The organism is Sphingomonas sp. M1-B02 (genome assembly GCF_026167525.1).
Lineage (GTDB): Bacteria > Pseudomonadota > Alphaproteobacteria > Sphingomonadales > Sphingomonadaceae > Sphingomonas.
Genome location: NZ_CP110679.1, coordinates 2,685,504 through 2,702,229, shown reverse-complemented (window position 1 = coordinate 2,702,229; position 16,726 = coordinate 2,685,504). Strand labels below are relative to the sequence as shown.

Annotated in this window: 14 protein-coding genes; 9 read left to right on the top strand and 5 right to left on the bottom strand. The window is 62.5% G+C overall.

Going from position 1 to position 16,726, the window contains the following annotated elements:
• Positions 1-30: 30 nt before the first annotated feature.
• Together OKW87_RS13045 and OKW87_RS13040 are read right to left on the bottom strand one after the other, a co-directional pair.
• Positions 31-2,472, bottom strand: a complete 2,442-nt coding sequence (locus OKW87_RS13045) for an LpqB family beta-propeller domain-containing protein (RefSeq protein ID WP_265540150.1) — start codon at positions 2,470-2,472, stop codon at positions 31-33.
• A 97-nt stretch (positions 2,473-2,569) separates the two neighbouring features.
• A complete protein-coding gene (locus tag OKW87_RS13040) occupies positions 2,570-4,471 on the bottom strand; it encodes a CocE/NonD family hydrolase (RefSeq protein WP_265540148.1) in 1,902 nt (633 codons plus the stop codon).
• 945 nt (positions 4,472-5,416) lie between these two features.
• Between OKW87_RS13040 and OKW87_RS13035 the strand changes: the two genes are divergently transcribed.
• Both OKW87_RS13035 and OKW87_RS13030 read left to right on the top strand, forming a co-directional pair.
• Positions 5,417-6,904: a reverse transcriptase domain-containing protein gene (locus tag OKW87_RS13035; RefSeq protein ID WP_265540146.1), complete on the top strand. Its 1,488-nt coding sequence runs from the start codon at positions 5,417-5,419 to the stop codon at positions 6,902-6,904.
• Positions 6,891-7,019: a hypothetical protein gene (locus tag OKW87_RS13030; RefSeq protein ID WP_265540144.1), complete on the top strand. Its 129-nt coding sequence runs from the start codon at positions 6,891-6,893 to the stop codon at positions 7,017-7,019. The genes OKW87_RS13035 and OKW87_RS13030 overlap by 14 nt, the downstream gene beginning before the upstream one ends.
• 54 nt (positions 7,020-7,073) lie before the next feature.
• On the opposite strand, the gene OKW87_RS13025 is transcribed toward OKW87_RS13030, so the two are convergent.
• Genes OKW87_RS13025 through OKW87_RS13015 form a run of 3 tightly spaced genes read right to left on the bottom strand, consistent with a single transcriptional unit; the run spans position 7,074 to position 9,338 of the window.
• Entirely contained in the window at positions 7,074-7,616 is a 543-nt protein-coding gene (locus OKW87_RS13025) for an RES family NAD+ phosphorylase (RefSeq protein WP_265540142.1), read from the bottom strand.
• 32 nt (positions 7,617-7,648) lie between these two features.
• The gene (locus OKW87_RS13020; protein ID WP_265540141.1) at positions 7,649-7,984 is read right to left on the bottom strand and encodes an antitoxin Xre/MbcA/ParS toxin-binding domain-containing protein; all 336 of its coding nucleotides are present in this window, start codon (positions 7,982-7,984) and stop codon (positions 7,649-7,651) included.
• Between the two features lie 4 nt (positions 7,985-7,988).
• Complete coding sequence (locus OKW87_RS13015; protein ID WP_265540139.1) at positions 7,989-9,338, bottom strand: hypothetical protein; 1,350 nt, start codon at positions 9,336-9,338, stop codon at positions 7,989-7,991.
• 366 nt (positions 9,339-9,704) lie between these two features.
• Here OKW87_RS13015 and OKW87_RS13010 point away from each other — a divergent pair, with 366 nt between their 5' ends.
• From OKW87_RS13010 to speD, 7 genes are all read left to right on the top strand, one after another.
• Positions 9,705-10,694 (top strand): SPFH domain-containing protein, encoded by a 990-nt coding sequence (locus tag OKW87_RS13010; RefSeq protein ID WP_265540137.1) that lies wholly within the window; start codon positions 9,705-9,707, stop codon positions 10,692-10,694.
• 5 nt (positions 10,695-10,699) lie between these two features.
• The gene (locus tag OKW87_RS13005) at positions 10,700-11,374 is read left to right on the top strand and encodes a DUF4178 domain-containing protein (RefSeq protein WP_265540136.1); all 675 of its coding nucleotides are present in this window, start codon (positions 10,700-10,702) and stop codon (positions 11,372-11,374) included.
• Entirely contained in the window at positions 11,364-12,689 is a 1,326-nt protein-coding gene (locus tag OKW87_RS13000; RefSeq protein ID WP_265540134.1) for a DUF4178 domain-containing protein, read from the top strand. The genes OKW87_RS13005 and OKW87_RS13000 overlap by 11 nt, the downstream gene beginning before the upstream one ends.
• Before the next feature lie 156 nt (positions 12,690-12,845).
• The gene (locus tag OKW87_RS12995; protein ID WP_265540133.1) at positions 12,846-13,058 is read left to right on the top strand and encodes a DUF350 domain-containing protein; all 213 of its coding nucleotides are present in this window, start codon (positions 12,846-12,848) and stop codon (positions 13,056-13,058) included.
• The gene (locus tag OKW87_RS12990; protein WP_265540130.1) at positions 13,051-14,586 is read left to right on the top strand and encodes a polyamine aminopropyltransferase; all 1,536 of its coding nucleotides are present in this window, start codon (positions 13,051-13,053) and stop codon (positions 14,584-14,586) included. Before OKW87_RS12995 ends, OKW87_RS12990 begins: the two co-directional genes overlap by 8 nt.
• Positions 14,576-16,183, top strand: coding sequence for a flavin monoamine oxidase family protein (locus OKW87_RS12985; RefSeq protein ID WP_265540128.1), 1,608 nt, complete (start codon positions 14,576-14,578; stop codon positions 16,181-16,183). The genes OKW87_RS12990 and OKW87_RS12985 overlap by 11 nt, the downstream gene beginning before the upstream one ends.
• Positions 16,180-16,533, top strand: a complete 354-nt coding sequence (gene speD, locus OKW87_RS12980; protein ID WP_265540126.1) for an adenosylmethionine decarboxylase — start codon at positions 16,180-16,182, stop codon at positions 16,531-16,533. The genes OKW87_RS12985 and speD overlap by 4 nt, the downstream gene beginning before the upstream one ends.
• The last annotated feature ends 193 nt before the right edge of the window (positions 16,534-16,726 follow it).

The window sequence follows — 16,726 nt, the reverse complement described above, 5'->3', positions numbered from 1 at the left end:
CGCCCATGCAGGGCGCTGGTCATCGACTAACTATTTGGCCAGCGTGCCGCTATCGCGCGCCGCCGTCAGCCGAGCACGTGCCGTCGCGAAACGCTCCTTGACCCGCGATGCACTGTCGCCCGGATAGCCCGTGGCAAGGCGCGTGTCCGCCACATCCATCCAGCGGAGGAGTTCGCCCGCGGCAACCTTCACTGCCTCGGGATCGGTGCTGCCGACATGCCCCAGCCAGACCGGCGAGCTATGGGCAAAGGGATAGCTGTCCTGCGTAGGCCATGCCGATTCGCCGCCGCGCACCCGCGCCGCAACCCAGCCGCCCTCCGGGACGTCGATCTTTCCGCTGAAGCTCTTCTTGCCGGCGCCCTTGATCCCTTCGCCGCTCCAAACGACGCGCCCATTGACCAGGATCTCGGCCTTTTCGAAGGCAGTCGCAGACCATGCGTCAAGCTTCCACTCGACGGAGCGGGCGCCGCCCTGGATCGCTCCGCCCGGACCGACTCCGGCGACGGCGAATTCGATCATCGGCCCGGTCGAGACGAAGCTCTTGCCCTTGCGCACCGCGTCGAGGAAACCGGACATGCCCAGCGCGCCTTCGGGCTTGGCGTAGACGCGCGTCGAGCCGATCGCCATCGTGCGGTGCATATTGTGCATCGTGTCGCTGCCGCCGGTCGGCGTGATCGGCAGGCCCAGGTTGAGCAGGCGATACCAGGCTTCGCTGGTGCCGAGCTCGTCGCTCCACAGACAGGCGACCTCGATAGAGTCCACGCCGCCCAGCACTGCGTCGGGCACCAGCTCGAGCGGCATGCCGCGGGGCGGCCCGTCCTTCGGGAATGGATCGGCCGGCGTCACCGGGTGGACATAGATGTTCAGCCCGCCATGCGTCCGCGCGAACTTCAGTGCGTCGGCATTCATCAGGTTGATCTGGCTGTACACCGGATAGCCGGGGCCGAAGAACCAAGGGGTGAACAGCTTGTCCGCCCCGACAACGCCGACATGCCCCAGGAAGTGCGAGCGCACTTCCTGGGCGAAGCGGATCAGCGGCGCCTCCGAACGCTGCCAGCCTGCCCATTTGGTATCCACCAGGACGGTCTGCAGATTGGCGACCATCGGTGTCGCGACATCGAGCCCTTCGGCGCGCATCGGCGTGACCAGATCCTCGGGCTCCAGCTGGAAGGGGCCGCCATAATTCAAATGGCTATGGAGATCGCCCGAATACCAGCCGCGCGAAGCCGCATCGAAGCCCGTCGTGGGGATATCCAGGTCGATGCTGACATCCTCGCCCGCGCGGACGGTGCGGGTCGTTTCCTTCGCACCTTCGAAACCGTGGCTCGCGGTCACCCGCACCGCGCCGGCAGGGACCTCCATCGTGATCGTGCCCGGCGAGTAGAAGAAGATCCGGCCGCTCTGTCCGTCGAAATGCGTGATTCCGGTGGCCGGAGACGCAGGATGCCCCTGCCCGTCGAGCACCGCGAGCCGCGCCGCAACGCCCTTGCCCGCCTGGCTGGTCCGAATCGTCACGCGCGCGGTGCGCTCGCCGAGATCCCATTCGAGCGGCGACATGTCTTCGATCGAACCGCCGGTCTCGGCAACGCGGTACAAGGTGAATAGCTCGTCCTTCGCCGGCTGTACGAACCACAAGGAGCCGTCGCGCGACCAGGACGGGGACAAGGGCGCGGTCGCCTCGGTTGCCAGCCGCAGCTTGTCGCCACCCTTGGTGTCGAGCGCGACGATCTTCCAGCGATCGCCGTCGGGAACGACTGCGGCAACGCTGCGGCCGTCCGCCGAGGCGGTGATCCGTAGTTGCGGCGCAAGCCCCTCGGGAAGCAGGGTGGTGCGCGCGCCGTCTGCCAGCGACAGCGTCGCAACCGCGTCTCCGCCCACCTTGGCGACGAAGGCCACTCCGGTGCCGCCATTGATCGGCTGCGGATTGAGTTCCTGCCCGCGCTCGGTCGTCAGCCTCTTCTTGGCGCCGCTCTTCAGATCGATCTGCCAGATATCTAGATCGCCGGCTTCGGCGGAACTATAGAAGAGAGAGGCGCCGTCCGGCGAGAATGACGGATCGAGATCCATCGCAGGCGTGTTTACGATCGCCCGCTCGCGCCCGCCGGTGACGTCGATCAGCATGATCGTCGTATCGCGGCTATCGTCGCGCACGAACGCGATCTGCTTGCCGTCGGGCGACCAGCTCGGCCGCGAATCGACCGACTTGCCGCGCGTCAGGCGGCGCGCCACCCGAGTCGAGACATCCATCGTCCACAACCAGCCGCGCGCCGCGAATGCAACCGTCTTGCCGTCGGGCGAGGCTGCGGGATCGGTAGGCGCCTGCGAGAAGGTCGGCAGGTTGAAGCCTTCGTGATAGACGTGATGCCCCGTGTTCGCGAGCTTCGGGTAGCGATGGGTCCACTGGGCATGCGCCGGGGTAGCTAGAAGCACCACCAGCGAAAGACCAAATACAGGCGCCAGCTTCAGTCGCATAAAATTCTCCGTGACAGTCGGATCGCGGCGCCCCCTCGGCCGCGGTCCAGGAATATTGGGCTATCGTCTCAGTCTGCGGCGGACGCCGGATCGGCCGTCATCGCTTGCCGCGGGACGCGGGCACGATCGGAAGCTCGACATAGGAAAGATTGTCGCTCGTATGGTGCACCACATTGTCCGCCACCACGCCGGTCGATTCCCGCTCATTGGGCCCGCCGGTATTGAGGTTGCGCACGAATTTCGGGAAATTGGACGACGTCACCTCGACCCGGATACGATGCCCGGTGCCGAAGCGGATGCTGGTCGCGATCGGCGACGGCGTGATCGTGTACGCCTTGCCCGGCTCCATCATCACCGACTTGTCGAAGCCGTCGCGATAGCGGGTGCGGAAGATCGTATCGCCGATGATCCAGGCGGTGCCGTCCGGCGCCACATCGACCAGCTTGACGGCGAAATCGGTATCCTTAGCGCTCGACGAGACCTTGAGCACTGCGTTGACGAAGCCGCTGACTTCCATTGGCTCCTTGAGCGGATCGCTGGTGTAGACGAGTACGTCGTTGCGCGCCTCGACTCCACGCTGGTCGAACGCGCCGGGGACTACGATGCCGCCATTGCAGCAATCGCCTCCGCCGACGGTCGGCACCGGGTTCATCGGATCATAGCGGAAGCGATCGGCGGGCTCGGTGCCCGGCGCGGCGCGATCGAGTCGCCCGTTGCCGTTCAGGCTGTTGGCGCCGCCGCCGCTGCGCAGATAGAAGCGTACCATCTCGGTGCCCTTGGGCGGCCAGCTTTCCGACGAGACCCATTGGTTCGCGCCCATCAGGAAATAGCGGACGCGCGGGGTGGTCGCGGGGAAGGCGCGCGCATCGCCTTTCAGCCAGCGATCAAACCAGCTGAACACCGCACCATTCACGTCGAAGCTGGTGTCGCCCATGTTGCGATCACCGACGCTGTTATTCGGTCCCAGCGTGGCATAGGCGCAGTGCACATTGGGCGCGATCACCGCATATTGGTTGGCGCTCGCCTCCCGGTCCGTGTTGGCGGTGCGCGCATGGTTGAACAGCTCCAGGTTCGGCCCGATCGAGACGTCGTACCAGCTATTGAACCACAAGGCGGGCACGCCCCAGCCCATATCTTCGTGATAGAGCCCGCCCTCGCGCCAGCCAGCATCACTTGGCGTGCGTCCGATGAACTGCTCGAACGTCGCCGGGGGCTCGCCAAGATCGGACAGGAGATCGGACACCGGCAGATGCTTGATCTGTTTGTTCCAGTCGACCTTCGGCTTGGACGCGTTGAGATCGTTATACTGGGCGACATGGGCCCGCGTCGCCTCGTCCAGGTCGGCCGGGAGTTGCGCGCGCTGCGGATTGTCGACGCCGTAAAGCCACACGAAGAACAGATTGCGCGGCACGCCGCCGGTGTACCAATTGCCTTGCTCCTGAAAGCGGCCGACCTTCCCGATCCCGGCGCCCGAGGACATCGGCACCATCGCGGCATGCGCCGGATGGTTCAGCCCCGCGAGCGCTAGCTGCCACTCCGCTGACGACGAGCAGCCGAGCGTGCCGACCTTATGGTTCGACCAGTCCTGCGCCGAAATCCAGGTCAGCGTGTCATAGCCGTCGGTCTGCGGTTTGCCGAGTATCTCGAACTTGCCCTCGGAATAATAGCGACCGCGCTCGTTCTGAACGATGAACACATAGCCCCGGCGGACCGCCTCGATCGCATAGCGCAGCGTGGAGCCCCGCAGCTTGTGTTCGTTATAGGGGGTCTTCCACAAGATTGTCGGAAGCGGTCCGCTTTTGCCCTTGGGCGAGTATATGTTTGTCGACAGCCGAACCCCGTCGCGCATCGGAACCATCACCGCGGTTCGCGCGTCGGCGATCGTCGCGACTTCGCGATCCAGCGCCTCCGGGCTGTAGTTGGACAGGTTTTGCGCGACGGCCGGTTGTACGCCGAGTGGCGCAAGCGCCACCGCCAGAGTCGAGAGCAGCCACCGCATCCCAAAGCTCCAAATTTAATGTTTCGGGAAGACCCCGGAATCAGTGACGTGAAGGGACCGAAATCGCCTTTGCAAGTCAAGGTGGCCCCCCGGCGTGGGGGGCATCGAAACGCCTTGCGCGTGCGGCAATATGTCATTGCGCTATCGGGCAGCCGAGCAAGAATTGAGGGATTTTATAAATCTTATCAAAAACTTGACTTCTTACTGCAAGCCCATGTCCTCCAAAGAGAATTGCAAGGCTGCAGTCCAGAACTGCGGACTTTGCGCAGGTGCCTACGCAGAGCGAAGGGCAAACTGCGAGAACTGCCAGCAATCTCGTCCCGAAGTCGTGCTATCAACCGGCACCTGAACGAGAGTTCTCTGCCTGCGGCGCCTCCCTGCCTGGCTGCGCTATGTCCACCGGATACCGGCAATTCGGTCGCAGGCCGCTGCTCTGATCACCCTCGCCAACCGGCAGCAATTGCGGGCTTTCGTCCCGCGATTTGCCGGACCGCTTTCGGCCCACCCGCGGTCACCTCAAGGAACGCGATCTAATTCTATGTAAAAATATGCTGGAGCGAACCAATACTCCGCGCGTCCATTTGCTTGCTGATAGCTCCCAGATCGGGGCAAAATGGTTCGGCGAGCATCCCGAGGTGACATGTCGCTTAGGTAGCGCAAACCGGCACGTGACTCGGCGTCATGTTCCTTGGGTGGGGCGTCCGCTTTGCGCCCCAAAACCGGTCGTTCGTTACGGCTCGCGCTATCCCTGAAAGCTGCCGTTCCGACAGCGCCCATTTTTTTCTTGCGGCTAGAAAGGACTTAGTTTCCTTGATACTCAATCTGGACGAGGTCTCCCCTCGCATACGCGCTGTAGTAACTGCGGCGTAAGAGCAAATGTCTAGACACGTCGTGCGCGCCATGACGATTGATGATTGACCGTGGCGTGATTGGAAGGGAGACCTCGTGCCCAACGGCTGGCTAGGCTTCGGCGTCCCCGCTCCAATCCACGTACCGATACCACCAGAACTTGCGAGCAAGATCGCGCTCCTTGCCTATCTCGGCGTCTCCCAAGCAGAGCTGAAGAAGATTTGGTATCATCGGGAAAAAATGTACCAGAGCTTCGATGTCGCCAAGAAAAGCGGAAAGCCGAGGCTCATCAACGCTCCCGATCCGCGGCTAAAATTCCTCCAGCGCCAGCTCGCTGAGCTGCTCGACAAGCTGTACCCGGTTCGTAGGCCGGTCCACGGTTACGTCCTCGGCAAATCCGTCAAGTCGAATGCAGCTTCCCATCTCAAGCAGCGCTTCATCCTCAATCTCGACATCAAAGATTTTTTCGGCTCGATCACTGAGCGCAGGGTCTCCGGAATTCTCCACGTCATTGGCGTCCCGAGTGATGCGGCGGAAACGGTCGCCCGCATCTGCTGCTACAGCGGCCATCTGCCGCAAGGCGGCCCCGCCAGCCCGGTCCTTTCCAACATGATATGCTTCCGGCTCGACCGGACGTTGCTCAGACTCGCGAAGGACGCGAAGTGCATCTACACGCGCTATGCGGATGATATCAGCCTCTCGAGTCTGCGACCGCTTGCCCCGCTGTTCGACGGCACATTGCCGCCAACTGGTCAAATTGCCCCCGAGCTTTTGTCAGCCGAGCTGCAGGCGGCATTTGCCAACAACGGGTTCGCGCTCAATTCCGAGAAAATTCACTACGCAGATAAGCACTCACGCCGCGTGGTGACGGGGCTGAAGGTGAATGATGGACTGAACGTTGACCGGCGTTTCGTTCGCAACGTTCGCGCGGCACTCTATGCAGTGGAAAAAGACGCAGCTGCGGCTCAAGTTCGCTATGCCGCCGACTTCGGGGGGAAAGCCGACATTAGTTCTCATATCAAGGGTAAGATTGCCTGGCTCGGCAATGTGAAAGGTCTTGCTGATCCGGTCTATCGCGCGCTCGCCCTCCGTTTCAACACCGCCTTCCCGAAGCAGGCCATCAAGGTCCAACCGACCCGACTCGAACGGTTGGACAGGTCCGTGTGGGTGATCGAGCATCACCTCAATGACATGGACAAATACTCGCAGGGCAGCGTGTTTTTTCTTATGGGTGTTGGACTAGTCACAGCCGCGCATTGCGTTGCTGGAGTGAAGGAAGCGACGGTTCATCACCCATCGCGGCCATCGAACAAGTTCACTGTCTCTGTCACGCACTATTCAAAGCACCGTGATCTTGCGATCCTGACGCACGCAATTCCTGCAACCGATTTTTACGAGATGAGCAAAAGTGCGACCGCCGCCGTGACCGGCGATCCCATCGTCGCGATCGGTTATCCCGACTTCAGTCCAGCCGATAAGGTCAATTTCCGCGACGGAACGGTCAGCTCCACGACGGTGAAGAGCCTGATCAAGCTCCTCGAAGTGAACTTTAGGCATGTCCGGCGGTCCGGTGATCGACCTTAATGATGAGGTCGTCGGGATCGTCCACAAAGGCGGACCGAAGGAAAAGCGCGACTTCGCGATCGTCATCGCGGAGTTCGATTCCTGGGCCGCTGCCGGCCTGCCTTCAGACTATTGATGTGCCTCTCACGCCATGCTGGTCAGTCTACCGCCGAACCGTTCTGTCGTCTGGTCACTTTGGCCGGTTACTTGCGCGCCAGGCTGCCAGATCGATCAGCTCGCCATCGTCAGTGGTGAGTGCTGAGATGCTGGAATGTTCAGTCAAAATTACCACATTGCTCGTCGGCCACCGCGCATTGGGCACGACGACGGCCTCATATTCGTAGAAGAATGCGACCTCGCCGATCTGTTGCGTGGTGGGATATTCGCCGCCACGTTGGACATAGGAAAGTTGCCCGTAGAGCTGCATGTCGACGCCCAATGCAGCAAGTCGGCCTTCACCGGAAAGGTCAAGCACACGGGTGAGTTCTGCGCTGATTTGATGGATGCGTTTTATGGGCTTGGAGGGCGGAATCGGCTGACCGCGCGCTGCGTGGAACCATGCTTCCGCCAACGCACCGTCGCGGTCGCTAGATGTGTAAAGGGCATCGAAACTGCCGTCGTCCCACCGTCCGCCCGATCGACCGGCACTCAGCGGATCGCGGCCATCTGTCACCACCCGCCACAGCCGCGCGGTCAGCGCGATCGGCGTTTCGGTCTCGATCGCGTCCAGCAACGCCTGCGGCCGAGGCAGACGATAGTCCTGACTCAAAGATAAGCCTCGGCATCGAGGCGATCGAGGATCGCGATTACGTCGGCCGTGCGGTCGTTTACAATCAAATCGATCGCCCGTTGGCCTTCAAGCTGCGGATGCTCCGAATACAACCAGATGCGAACTTCTTCGGGGGTGTAATATTCGTCGAGGCGGCTCACCACATAGTGTAGCCGCGCCAGCAGCAGCTGTACGTCGGGCTTGGGGGCATGTGAGCCGGCTTTCCAACGGTGTACGGTTGCCGACGATACATCGGCGAAATTGGCAATATCGGTCCCTTTCAGGCCGCCATCGTCCTGTAACCTGTCAATGAAGCGGGTAACGGCATTCATGCTGTCATGACCTTCCACCCGCACGCACGCGGTCGGCGAGGTGCGCCCGCCCGATGCGCGGTGCCGAGAGTCCGCGCACCGAATGCAGGTTCTCGAGGCTCGCACGGATCTTCTCATTGCGGAGCGACTGTTTCGACAGGCGGAGCGAAAGGCTCTCGGCCGCCTGCTCCTGACTTTGCCCGCGCCGCGGCTTCAACTCGGATGCAACCGGCTTCAGTTCCTTAATCTGCCTGGCAAAGCGATCGGCCTCGGCGACTTCCTTGTCGAGAAAATGCTGTGTCCGCATCAGGTCCGGCACGCTCCCGAGCGCGCTCAGCGCCTTCGTCTCCTGAAAAATCGAATGTCGCTTGGAATGGTTGGTCATGTCAGCGAGGCTGCGGCAGCAATTGCGATCCGAACAGACAAGACGCTGGCCGCCCTTGGCATTCACCAGCGCGGTCAGTTCCGGCACGGTCAGCGACCGGTCGAGCAGCGCTATCGAAATACGCTTGGCCGCACCGCCACGACCCTCGTCGTCCTTGTCGCTGTCCTTTGGCAGGCGACTCCACGGCGCCCCATCGAACCGCATATGCTCGTCGAGCCCGTGAGCAATTCCACTTGCCACCCCGAATGCCAGCAGCGCGCGTCCCACAAGGCCGCCGACATGATCGACGACGACAGGACGACCGCCCGTCATCAGTCGATCGAGCATGTTGATGAAGGCCCGCAGCTTTGGCGCCTCGGCGTCGCCGCCAAAATGCGAAGCGCGCAGCGCGAGATTCTCGAAAGGCAGTGCATCCAGCTGGTGGAGCAGGGCCGACCGAACCGCCTCGTCGCGAAGCGGACGCTCTTCGATGATCAGATTATAATCGATTGCGATATGCGTGCCGCCGGACCGGTCCAGTGCCTTGCGCAGCGCTTCGCACAGCCGTTTGTCGATCGCAAACCATGGGTCGAGCAGGCCCTCGCGCAACAGATGAGATGGCGAAAGAACGCGATCAAAACCACGCTCCACGGCGATCTGTGCGATATGCTCTGCCATCGCCTGGCACCGCGCTTCGTCGAACATTCCCGGCAGATGCAGCGTGCCACCGGCCCATGGCGCACCGGATGGGTTACCCTGATAGCGGGTCAACGCAGCAAGTTCGGCCGCCTTGGTATCGAGCGTCAGCTCAACCCTGTCGTCGCGCAGCGTCTTGATGAAATCGATTTGATGCTTGAGCTTGGAGGCGTCGAAGATCGCCCGACGGATGGGTAGCCTACCCTCCGCGTAAAGGCTGGCGACCTGACCGTAGTGAGTTTCGCCAACCCGCAGGAAAAGTTCGGCAGGCGTGGATGCGCTGCGAGGCGTCTGAAAAGGAATCACATTTGCCATATCTGAGCATTAGCATACCGTTTTCACCGTTACCATCCGGTGAAAATCATTTGCTGCGACACATCCCTTGGTGACTAGAAATGGTGACCGCTTACGTCGTCCATCCGCTAGAAGCGGTCTGGCCGCAACCGGCCCAGAAACTGCCGTCGTGACGGGTTGGTGCTGAACGGCGGAAAGTGGGCCGTTTGCTGACTGGCGGGCTTCGGGGCTCGGTGATTAGAAAACAGACGTTCAACCCTGCAACGCTATGATCGAAATGGCCTAGCCTGAAGGCGCATCAGCAAGCACAGACCGCTGGCCCTGCATAAGCGTTATTGGTGTTGGATAGTGGTCGTAAATCTCTATTCTGCTGCGGATGGAGGGCCCGTGAGCATATTCGGATTTTTCTCGAAGCAGTTCGTCGATGTCATCGATTGGGTCGATGAGCCCGGCACGCTGGCGATCCGCTATCCGATGGAGGATCGCGCGATCCAGAACGGGGCGCAGCTCACCGTGCGCAGCGGTCAGATCGCGTTGTTCAACAATGAGGGCCAGTTGGCCGACGCGTTCCTGCCCGGTTTGCATACCCTCGAGACCAGCAACCTTCCGGTGCTCACCGCGCTGCTTAATTGGGACAAGGGTTTCGCATCGCCATTCAAGGCCGATGTCTATTTCTTCAGCCAGAAGGAACAGACCGGCCTGAAATGGGGCACCGCGCAGCCAATCACGGTGCGCGACAAGGAATTCGGGCCGCTGCGGGTTCGCGCATTCGGCAGCTACAGCTTCCGGGTGGAGGATGTCGCGGTCTTCTCCGTCAAGATGATGGGGTCGCTCGATCGGCTGACGGTTGCCGATATCGAACCGCAGTTGCGCGCCTCCATTGCCGCTGCGGTCGCATCGGCGCTGGGCGGCGGCGATACCGCATTCCTTGATCTTGCCGCCAATCAATCGGCGCTGTCGGAAAAACTAAAGGCCGCGGTCGAGCCAGCATTCGAGCAATGGGGCCTGAGCTGCACCAGCTTCTATATCGAGAGCCTGTCGCTGCCCGAGGAGGTCCAGTCCCATCTCGACAAGGCGAGCTCGATGCGTGTGGTGGGCGATCTCGACCGGTTCCTGCGCTTCCAGAGCGCCGAGGCACTGGAAACGGCAGCGGGCCAGTCGGGCGGCGTCGCCGGCGCGGGTGCCGGCATGGCTGCGGGCATGGCGATCGGGCAGAGCATGTCGGGTGCGATGGGTAGCGGTGCCGCAGCACCTGCCGCCTCTAGCGACGAAGCCTATCCCCAGATCGAGAAGCTCCACAAATTGCTCACCATGGGGGCGATCACACAGGCCGAATTCGACGCCAAGAAAACCGAACTGCTCGGCCGCATTCGCTAATCCCGATGAGCCTGCATTTGCCTTGCCCCAATTGCGGCGCCGATGTCGTGTTCCGCTCGCCGGCATTGCCGTCGCGGGTGTGTGACTATTGCCGGGCGATGCTGGTGCGCAGCGACGCCGGGCTGGAGCAGGTCGGCCTGGCGGCTGTCCTCCCATTCGATGTAAGCCCGGTCCGGCTCGGTATGCGCGGGCGGATCGACGGCTATGGGTTCGAAGTGATCGGCCGCGTTCGCTGGAGCTGGAGCGACGGCACCTGGAATGAATGGCTGATGCTGTTCGAGGACGACGCCCATGCCTGGCTCGGCGAAGCAATGGGCGATTTCATGCTGCTGCGCCCGCGGCCGTTCGGTCCTGTGCGTACCCACGCCCTCAAGGGAATAGCCGGTGGCGGCAAGGGGATCCCCGGCACCGAGATCAAGCTCGATGGTGGGCAAATGACCATCGTCGATGCCCGCGACGCGGTGTGCGTCACTGCCGAGGGCGAGCTGCCGTTCGTGCCCAAGCCGGGCTGGCGCGTGTATAATGTCGATATGCGCGGTGCAAACGGCGAGATCGCCAATCTGCAGCGCGACGGCGATGCGGTGGATTTCTATGCTGGCCGCTACGTGACCCTTGCCGAACTGGCGCCGACAGGCTTGCGCGAAATCGAGGGATGGGCACTGCCCGACTATGCCGGCTGATCCCGACATCCAGCCGCAGCCCGCGCCGGCGATCCGAACGCTGAACTGCCCGAGTTGCGGCGGGACGGTCGAGCTGCGTGCGGCTGGCTATACGGTCCATGTGGCATGCCAATATTGCGGCTCGATCCTCGACGTCGCCGATCCGCACGTGAAGCTAATTACGCAGTATCACGAGATGAATCTCAGCCTCGAGATTCCGCTCGGGACGCGCGGCACGCTAAAGGGAGTCGAGTGGGAAGCGATCGGCTATCTCTCCCGCTCCGAGAATGGCAACTATGGCTGGGAGGAGTATCTCCTCTTCAACCCGTATCAAGGATATCGCTGGCTGGTGAAAGTGCGCGGCGGCTGGAGCTTCGGGACGATTCTCACGCGCATGCCGAAATGGCGGACGTACGACACCTACAGCCTCGACGATGGCTATTATACGCGCTTCTTCCTGGGCGAAGCGCGGGTAGATCGCGTAATCGGGGAATTCTACTGGCGCGTCGCCGTCGGAGAGACGGTCAAAACCGGCGACTGGGTGCGGCCCGGCTTCATGTTGTCACGCGAGGAAAATGATCGCGAGGTTAGTTGGACGCTCAACGAGTGGTTGCCGCGCCGTGAAATGGCGCGCGCGTTCGGCATCGGGCCGGAACTCCGCGCCTGGCCACCCTTGCCGCACGAGCCTTCGAAATGGGGGGAATGGCTTGGCACCGCCACCAAGATTGCTGTGGTCGCGGCGCTATTCCTGGTCGTTCTGGCGTTCGCCTTTGGGGGCAGCAGCTGGACCGATGCCGGCCATTTCCCGGTTGATGCCTATGGCAAGGAGCAAAGCGCCACGCTGGGGCCGATCACCTTCCCGAACCGCTATCAATATGTGGAAATCAGCGCCGATGTCCCGCGGCTAGAGGATGGCTGGGTCGATCTCGATTATACGCTGGTCAATCGCGCGACGCAGCAGGTCTATGAGGCCTATGGCACCGCCGAACGCTATTCCGGTGCAGACACCGACGGCCCCTGGACCGAGGGTGGGCGCCGGTCGCAGATATCGATCGCCAGCGTGCCGGCGGGCACATACGATCTGATCGTCGAATACAAGGGCAATCGCTGGAGCCAGTCGGGCATGGCGTTTCCCGACGGTGGCTGGATGGAGCCGACGAACGAACCGGTCGTGCATGTGGAAGTGCGCCACGGCACGCTCTACGCCTCGAACATCCTGATCGCCTTGCTGCTGATCAGCCTGCCTTGGTTGGGCGCACTGCTCATGCATCTTGCCTTCGAGAAGGCCCGCAAAGCCGAAAGCGATTTCGCGCCGGTAGTGGAGGAGGACGAATGACCACACGCAGTTTCTTGTATGGAACCTGGTGCATGGCGGTGATCGGCTTGTGCCTATTCACCGGAATTTTTGCCTGGTCGCCCTTTGCCGAAGGCGGACAGGCCCGCACCTCTGGCGTCGGCGTTCGCGGACCAACTCACAAATAGGAATCTGCATATGGTCACCACATTGCCCGCGGTGCTGAGCACCCTGTTATACTCGGTCATCGGCATCGTCGTTTTCGTCGTTGGCTTCGTCATCCTCGATCTGCTGACACCCGGCAAATTGTGGCAGGAGATCGAACAGAAGCAGAATGTCGCGGTCGCCATCTTTGCCGGCGCCGTGGCGATCGGCCTGGCGATCATCGTCGCCGCCGCGATTCATGGCTGAGGGCGATCCGGTTGCTCCCAAACCACGCGCGTCGGCCTCTGCCATCGCACTGCTGGTCTCTGCCTTTGTCGTCTCAACCTGCGGCCTGATCTACGAACTGCTGGCGAGTACGCTTGCCAGCTATCTGCTCGGCGACAGCGTCACTCAATTTTCCACCGTCATCGGCACCTATCTGTTCGCAATGGGCGTCGGCAGCTGGTGCTCTCGCTATGTGAAGCGCGACGAAATGCGGCTGTTCGTGCGGGTCGAGCTGCTGATCGCTGCGTTGGGCGGCGCTTCGGCCTGTGCCTTGTTCATGCTGTTCCCTCTGATCGAGCATTTTCGCGTCGCGCTCTATGGGCTGGTTCTCGCGATCGGCTTCCTCGTCGGTCTGGAAATCCCCCTATTGATCCGGATCCTCCGCGGCTTCGATTTCCGCGAAACGGTGTCGAACGTGCTAACCTTCGACTATGTCGGAGCGCTGGTCGCGAGCCTGTTATTCCCACTGCTGCTGATGCCCCATCTCGGCATGATCCGCACTGGCTTCTTGTTCGGAATACTCAACGCCGGGGTGGCACTCGCACTGCTGTTCGCTTTGCCGCGCACATCACGTTTCCGCGCCGAAAAGGTGGCGGCCATCCTCGTCCTCCTGGCGCTTGGCAGTGGTTTCGTCGCGTCGGACCGCCTCCAGCGCTGGGCGGAGGTCGGCAGCTATGGCGAGCCGGTGATCTATGCGGTGAACACCAAGTTTCAGCGCGTGGTGCTCACCCGACGTGACGATGATCTAAGGCTCTATCTCAATGGCAATCTGCAATTCTCGTCGCAAGATGAGTATCGCTATCACGAAGCACTGGTGCATCCGGCATTGGGCCGCGTCGTCAATCCGGCAAACGTGCTGATCTTTGGCGGCGGTGACGGGCTGGCCGCACGCGAGGTGCTCAAGCATCCCGAGGTCAAGAAGCTGACCTTGGTCGATCTCGACGGTGAAATGACCAGCCTGTTCTCGCAGACGGGCATGCTGACCGCACTCAACCGGGGATCGCTCACCGACAAGCGTATGACCGTCATCAATGCAGACGGGTTTCGCTGGGCGCGCGAGAATCCCGGACAATATGACGCGATCATCGTCGATTTCCCCGATCCGGTCGATTATTCGGTCGGCAAGCTCTACACCGAGACCTTCTACCGCGCGCTCCGCAAGCTGCTCGCTCCGGGCGGTATGATCGCCGTGCAGAGCACCTCGCCGCTCGTCGCCCCGATGGCGTTCTGGACGGTCGCGACGACCATGGAGGCAGCCGGCTTTCAGACTCGCGGGTATCATGTTTATGTGCCGAGCTTCGGCGAATGGGGTTTTATGCTGGCGGGGGCAGGGCCGATTCCCGCTGAGGCGCGCATCCCGGCGGGGGGACGCTTTCTCACTCTGGAAGGCGACCGGCGCCTGTTCGACTTCCCTCCCGATATGGCGCGCCGGCCGACCCCGGTGAACCGGCTCGATAATCAGGTGCTCGTCCGCGAGTTCGCCGACGCCTGGAGCAAATATGAAGGCTGACCGGCGCGCGGTGCTGGGGCTGGGCGTGGCGTCGGCGGCGGCCGCAGGCGGGCTGGCCTATGCGCTCAAGGGGCCGGAGGCGCTGCCGCCGGGACAGCTCGGCGGCGCAGACCTCGCGCGCGGTCACCGGCTGCGAATGGGCGGCTTTCCAGCGCCAAGCGTTACCGAAGATGCCGATATTGTGATCGCCGGCGGCGGAGTGGCCGGCCTCTCGGCAGGATGGCGGCTTGCCGATGCCGGGTTCACCCGCTTCAAGCTGCTGGAACTAGAGGACCAGCCGGGCGGCAACGCGCGAAACGGGCGCAATGCCGTGTCCGCCTATCCCTTGGGTGCGCATTATCTGCCCGTGGCCAACCGCGAGGCAAAAGCGCTGCGGCACATGCTCCGCCAGTTCGGCATGATCACCGGCGATGCCGATGGCGTGCCCGTCTATGATCCCGAACAGCTCTGCGCCGATCTTGAGGAGCGGTTGTTCTGGCAGGGGCGCTGGCAAGAGGGGTTGATCCCACGTACCGGTCTCACCGATCGCGACCGCCAAGACCTCGCCGCGTTCGCGGCGCAGATGCGGCGCTTTTCGAGTTATGTCGGCAGCGACGGCAAGCCCGGCTTCGCCTCGCCGGTGGCCTATAGCTCATACGAGCCACATCTGCGCGCACTCGACGGCCGATCCTTCGCCGACTGGCTCGATGGCCAAGGATGGCAGTCGCCGGTGTTGCGTGCGCATGTCCGCTACGCAATGCGCGACGATTACGGGACGGAGCCCGATGCCGTCTCCGCCTGGGCAGGCATTCATTATTTCGCCGGGCGGCGCGGCTGGGCGGCAAATGGCGCGGGCGACAATGAACTCACCTGGCCGGAGGGCAATGGACGGTTGGTCCAGTGCCTAGCCGCGGCCTTCCCCGATCGGATCGCCTCTGGCCGGATCGTCCATTCCGTTGCCCGGCACGAACCGGGCGTGACGGTCGACAGTTTCGATGTTGCGGCCAACCGCACCGTCCGCACACGCGCCCGCGCCGCAATCCTGGCGACCCCGCACTTCGTCACTGCAAGGCTGTGCCCGCTTCCGGGCGATGCCAAGGGCTTCAGCTACGCGCCGTGGCTGGTTGCCAACATCACCGTCGATCGCTTGCCGCAGGGCCGCGGCGTGCCGCTTGCCTGGGACAATGTGTCGAGCACCAGCAATTCGCTCGGCTATGTCGTCGCAACGCACCAGGGGCCGGCCGCGATCACCAATGCCACGGTGCTGACGTGGTATCTGCCGTTGTCGGACATGACTCCGGAAGTCGGCCGCCGCCTGCTGCTTGCGCGGCCCGCCGAGGAATGGAAACGCATGGTACGCGACGACCTGCTCGCCATGCATCCTGATCTCGACGATGCGATTCGCAGCATTGAGCTATGGCGCTGGGGCCACGCCATGATCCGCCCGACGCCGGGCTTCCTTGAGCACGGCGAAGCGGCCCGGCCGAAACCACCCCTTTTTCTGGCGCATTCCGATCTTAGTGGCCTGTCGCTTTTCGAAGAGGCGCACTATCACGGCGTCCGCGCCGCTGAGGACGCGATGGCCCTGCTCGGTCATGGATATGAGAGTCTGTTGTGACGGATAGGTTCGACGGCCATCACCTGATCGCGGACCTGACCGGCGGCAAGCGGCTCGACGACACCGCGCACATCGAGCGGTGCTTGGTCGACGCAGCTACGGCGGCGGGCGCGACCTTGCTCCAAGTGCGGCTTCACAGCTTCGGTTCCGGCATGGGCGTCACCGGTGTGGCCATGCTCGCCGAATCGCATATCTCGATCCACACCTGGCCCGAATATGGCACCGCGTGCATCGATATCTTCCTGTGCGGCCGCAAGCATGATCTGGACGCCGGACTTGCCACCATTGCAGAGCTACTCGGCGCACAAATTGCTCGCCAAACCCTGCTCGTCCGCGCGTATCGCGATTAGTGGAACTTCGTTGAAGATCGGCACCGCACAACGTGACGGCCGTGCGGTGACTACTCGAATACTCAGTGCAGACCGGCGATCCGTCCGTGCTGCAGGAATGAGCGGAAAGTCCCAGTCTTGGCCGTTCCTCTAGCCGCCCACATCGTCCGATTGCCCAGGGCCCGCGCGGCAGCTAGTTGCAGGTCGACGCTTG

Bases quoted from the DNA above. Each gene is read 5' to 3' on its own strand.
- OKW87_RS13045 (WP_265540150.1), bottom strand. From the start codon at position 2,472: ATGCGACTGAAGCTGGCGCCTGTATTTGGTCTTTCGCTGGTGGTGCTT.
- OKW87_RS13040 (WP_265540148.1), bottom strand. From the start codon at position 4,471: ATGCGGTGGCTGCTCTCGACTCTGGCGGTGGCGCTTGCGCCACTCGGC.
- OKW87_RS13020 (WP_265540141.1), bottom strand. From the start codon at position 7,984: ATGAATGCCGTTACCCGCTTCATTGACAGGTTACAGGACGATGGCGGC.
- OKW87_RS13015 (WP_265540139.1), bottom strand. From the start codon at position 9,338: ATGGCAAATGTGATTCCTTTTCAGACGCCTCGCAGCGCATCCACGCCT.
- OKW87_RS13005 (WP_265540136.1), top strand. From the start codon at position 10,700: ATGAGCCTGCATTTGCCTTGCCCCAATTGCGGCGCCGATGTCGTGTTC.
- OKW87_RS13000 (WP_265540134.1), top strand. From the start codon at position 11,364: ATGCCGGCTGATCCCGACATCCAGCCGCAGCCCGCGCCGGCGATCCGA.
- OKW87_RS12995 (WP_265540133.1), top strand. From the start codon at position 12,846: ATGGTCACCACATTGCCCGCGGTGCTGAGCACCCTGTTATACTCGGTC.
- OKW87_RS12990 (WP_265540130.1), top strand. From the start codon at position 13,051: ATGGCTGAGGGCGATCCGGTTGCTCCCAAACCACGCGCGTCGGCCTCT.
- OKW87_RS12985 (WP_265540128.1), top strand. From the start codon at position 14,576: ATGAAGGCTGACCGGCGCGCGGTGCTGGGGCTGGGCGTGGCGTCGGCG.